The organism is Rhodoblastus sp. (genome assembly GCF_052145335.1).
Lineage (GTDB): Bacteria > Pseudomonadota > Alphaproteobacteria > Rhizobiales > Beijerinckiaceae > Rhodoblastus.
Map to the genome: position 1 here is coordinate 1 of NZ_JBKQOU010000173.1, position 3,765 is coordinate 3,765.

Sequence of the window (3,765 nt, forward strand, 5' to 3'; positions counted from 1 at the left end):
ATACGCCAGCGCCGGCGGCGGGAGCGCAGGAAGCAGGGCGTCATTATCATCAACCTGGAGGTTAACAGCCGAGCCGTGGCGCTTCTTGTTGCCACCAAATTCTTGGCTCGCGATAAACGCTCCGATCCGATTGCGGTCCGCAAGGCGTTCGGGCTGTTCGTTACGAAAACAATGCGGCAAATGGCTGAAGTCACGGGTGACAATGAGAACTTTTGAGGGGGTACGAGGGCGGTACGAGCGAAAATGTGCTGACGAATGGGCTCGCCGATTGCTTCCATCATTCAGTTGCGATCCGCATAAGCATCGGAAAAAACGTGGATTTCTGTAATATGGAGCGCCTGCCTTGGACGGCAAAATCGCCTCAGGACCGGCTCAATTGCGCTCAAACTCGCTCAAAAACCGCTCAAAAACCGCTCAACAGCGCGCCGCCGGTCGCCGTGTCCGAGTGCAAATTTTTTTTGCCGGCTCAGGTACCGTGAGTAGCCGCCCATTTCGCTAGAGGGTCTATCCCCCAGGTGCGGGGGAGCCTGATCGTGGTATTTGAGGGCGGGGCGTTAGGCGGGTCTATCCCCGCAGGTGCGGGGGAGCCACATCACGCTGCGATGCGTCCAGCCCAATCTCGGGTCTACCCCGCAGGTGCGGGGGAGCCGGCTTATCGACATTTTCGCCTCGTAGTCGATGGGGTCTATCCCCGCAGGTGCGGGGGAGCCTCGTTTGCCGCCCGTCAGCATTCGGGCATTGTGGGTCTATCCCCGCAGGTGCGGGGGCGCCCCGCCGGCGGGAACGGAAAACGACGGCGCGCCGGGTCTATCCCCGCAGGTGCGGGGGAGCCCGAGAGCGGGCGTTTCGGGAACGGGCATCTGGGGGTCTATCCCCGCAGGTGCGGGGGAGCCACGCAGATCGCATCGGCCAGCACCACGACCATGGGTCTATCCCCGCACGTGCGGGGGAGCCGTGAAAGTCATGTCCGCGACATTTCCCGCCGAGGGTCTGTCGATTCCGACGAAGGCGCCCGGCAATTACGAGATAATGGCGCCCATCGATTCCTGGATGATGCCGCCCCCCGGTAACGGGATGATGGCGCCCGGGTCGTAGGCTTGCTGGCTGACAATTTCTTGGCGCCTGAGACGGCGCCTGGTCAAGAGGCGATCGTGCTTTTGGTGCGAACGCGCCGCATGCTTTCTCCGGTCAGTTCGATGCGGTGGGCGTTGTGGACAAGACGGTCGAGGATGGCGTCGGCATAGGTCGGATCCCCGATGATTTCATGCCACCGATCGACGGGAAGTTGCGAAGTGACGAGGGTGGATTTGCGCCCATAGCGCTCTTCGAGGATTTCCAGAAGATCGTGGCGCGCCGCGGCGTCGAGGGGTTCAAGACCCCAATCGTCCAGCACCAGGAGATCGGCGCGCCCGAGCGAGCGCAGCAGGCGCGCATGGCGACCGTCGCCTCGGGCCAGGGCCAGTTCCTCGAACAGCCGGGGAACTCGCTGATAGAGGACCGACCGATTATCCCGGCAAGCCTTATGGCCAAGCGCGGAAGCAATCCAACTTTTGCCGACCCCGGTCGGGCCGATCAGGGCCAAATTGTCGTGGGCGTCGATCCAGTCGCCATTGATGAGTTTTTGCATCATGGCGCGGTCGAGGCCCCGTGGGCTGCGATAATCGATGTCTTCAACGCAGGCCTGCTGGCGCAATTTCGCGACGCGAAGCCGTGCGGCCAGTCGCTTGTCCTGGCGCAGGGAGGCCTCGCGATCGAGCAGAAGACCCAGCCATTCCGGATGGCTGAGCCCGCCGGCCTCATCGGACGCCGCGACTTCGACAAAGGCCTTGGCCATGCCGTGGAGTCCGAGGGTGTAGAGTTGGTCGAGGGTTGGATGTTTCAGCAAAAGCTGTCTCCTAATTGTAGTAGCGCGGGCCGCGGATGTTGGCGTGCTGGATCGCCGGCGCCTCCGCGGCGCGCTTTTCGGTGGGCCGACGATCAAGCTTCTTGTCGAGGATGGATTTGACGGAGGAATAGGTGCGCGCTCCGATGGCGATGGCGCGCTCAGCCGCCGCCTCGACGCGCTCGTCTCCGTAGGAGTTCGCAAGGCGAACGATGCCCAGGCAGGCGCGGAAGCCCTGTTCGGGATGGGGGCGACGCTCGATGATCTGCTCGCACAAGGCCGCCGTCGCCGGCCCGATCCGCTTGGCGTCGGCGCGGATTTTGTCGATCGTCCAGTTCTTGTAGCGGCGATGGCTGGACGGCATGTGGTCGGCCACGGTGGTGTGGCCGTGATTGCCGCTCATGCGAAGATGCGCTGCGATCCGCTCGCCCCGGAGGAAGATCTCCACCGTCCTGACGGTGAGCCGAGCCTCGACCTCAGCGCGGGCGAAGCGGTAGGGAACCGAGTAATGGTGGCTGGCGATTTCGACATGGTAGTCGACGCCGACTCGGCAGGTTTTCCATTGCGCGAACTCGTAAGGTTCGACTGGCAGCGGCTTGAGCGCCGGCCGATCGATTTCCTCCAGCAATTGCCGGCGGGTGACGCCAAGGCGACGGATCGCCCGCTCGTCATTGAGTGTCCTCAACATTTCGACGATGGCGGCGTTCAGCTCGGCCAGACTGTAAAAAATGCGTCGGCGCAGCCGTCCGAGCAGCCAGCGTTCGACGATCAGCACCGCCCGCTCGACCTTGGCCTTGTCGCGCGGCTTGTAGGGCCGCGTCGGCAGAATGGCGGTTGAGTAGTGGGCCGCCATCTCGGTGTAGGTTCGGTTGACGTCGGGATCGTAAAAGCAGGCCTTGATGACCGCCGTCTTCGTATTGTCCGGCACGAGAAGCTCAGAAACGCCGCCAATCGCCGAGAAGGCGCGGACATGGGCGTCGATCCAATCGGGCAGCGCCTGCGTCCAGCTGGCGCAGGCGAAAGTGAAGCTCGACGCGCCGAGAACGGCGACAAAGACCTGCGCCTCGCGAACTTCTCCGGTCAGCCGATCGACCACAACCGGCACGGTGTCGCCGGCGTAATCGACAAACAGCCGCTCGCCGGCGGCGTAGGTCTGCCGCATTGTCACCGACAGCGTTTTTGCAAAGCCCCTATAGAGGTCGCAATACCGCGAGTAGCTAAAGCCGCCCGGATTGCAGGCGATATATTCATCCCAAAGGATCGTCAGAGTGACGTGCTTGCGCTTCAACTCGCGATGAACGCTCGCCCAATCCGGCTCGGCGACACGCCGATGCCCCCGTTTGCTGCGGCGATTGGCGTAAAGAGCGCCTTCCAATGCGGTGTCGCTCATGCCTTCCGCCTGCGTCCACGAAAGCCCCGCGCTTTCGGCTCTTTGCAGCATCTCGCGCACCGTCGAACGCGCCATGCCGAGCCGTCGGGCGATTTCGTGCGCCGAGAAAGAAGAAAATTTCAGTCGAATAATTTCGCGCGCCTGGCGCATGGAAATTCGCTCCGCTGGCATTGATTGCTCCCTTGGATTGCCAAAAGAGCAACTTGAACACAGCCAGCGGCGCCCCCTGTCATTCACGAAGTCACCCGGGCGGGATCATCTCGTAATTGGGGGGCGCCATCATCTCGGAATTGGGGGGCGGGATCATTCCGTTACGGGGGGCGCCATCATCCAGGAATTGGGGGGCGCCTTCGTCAGGAATCTACACTGGATGCGGCCGTCGCGGATCTTGTCGCCGGGACAGCTCTTCCCACCGCACTTCTGGAGACGGATATTATCGGCGTCGATTCCAAAACACTCAACCCGGACGGCAGCACGACGGAGACGGTGGAGA

General features: G+C 62.6%; 3 protein-coding genes. 1 reads left to right on the plus strand and 2 read right to left on the minus strand.

Translation table 11 applies throughout. The annotated features are described in order from the left end of the window. On the plus strand, window positions 1–216 hold a 216-nt coding region (locus tag ACLP2E_RS11255), incomplete at its 5' end, for a hypothetical protein (RefSeq protein ID WP_442465980.1). A 922-nt stretch (window positions 217–1,138) separates the two neighbouring features. Here the strand turns inward: ACLP2E_RS11255 and istB are convergent. Beyond that, window positions 1,139–1,885 (minus strand): IS21-like element helper ATPase IstB, encoded by a 747-nt coding sequence (gene istB / locus ACLP2E_RS11260; RefSeq protein WP_442465981.1) that lies wholly within the window; start codon window positions 1,883–1,885, stop codon window positions 1,139–1,141. A 10-nt stretch (window positions 1,886–1,895) separates the two neighbouring features. Beyond that, entirely contained in the window at window positions 1,896–3,422 is a 1,527-nt protein-coding gene (gene istA, locus ACLP2E_RS11265; RefSeq protein WP_442465982.1) for an IS21 family transposase, read from the minus strand. Window positions 3,423–3,765 lie beyond the last annotated feature (343 nt).

What these genes read in the sequence shown, in the direction of transcription:
- istA (WP_442465982.1), bottom strand. Translation starts at nt 3,422, where the DNA reads ATGCGCCAGGCGCGCGAAATTATTCGACTGAAATTTTCTTCTTTCTCG.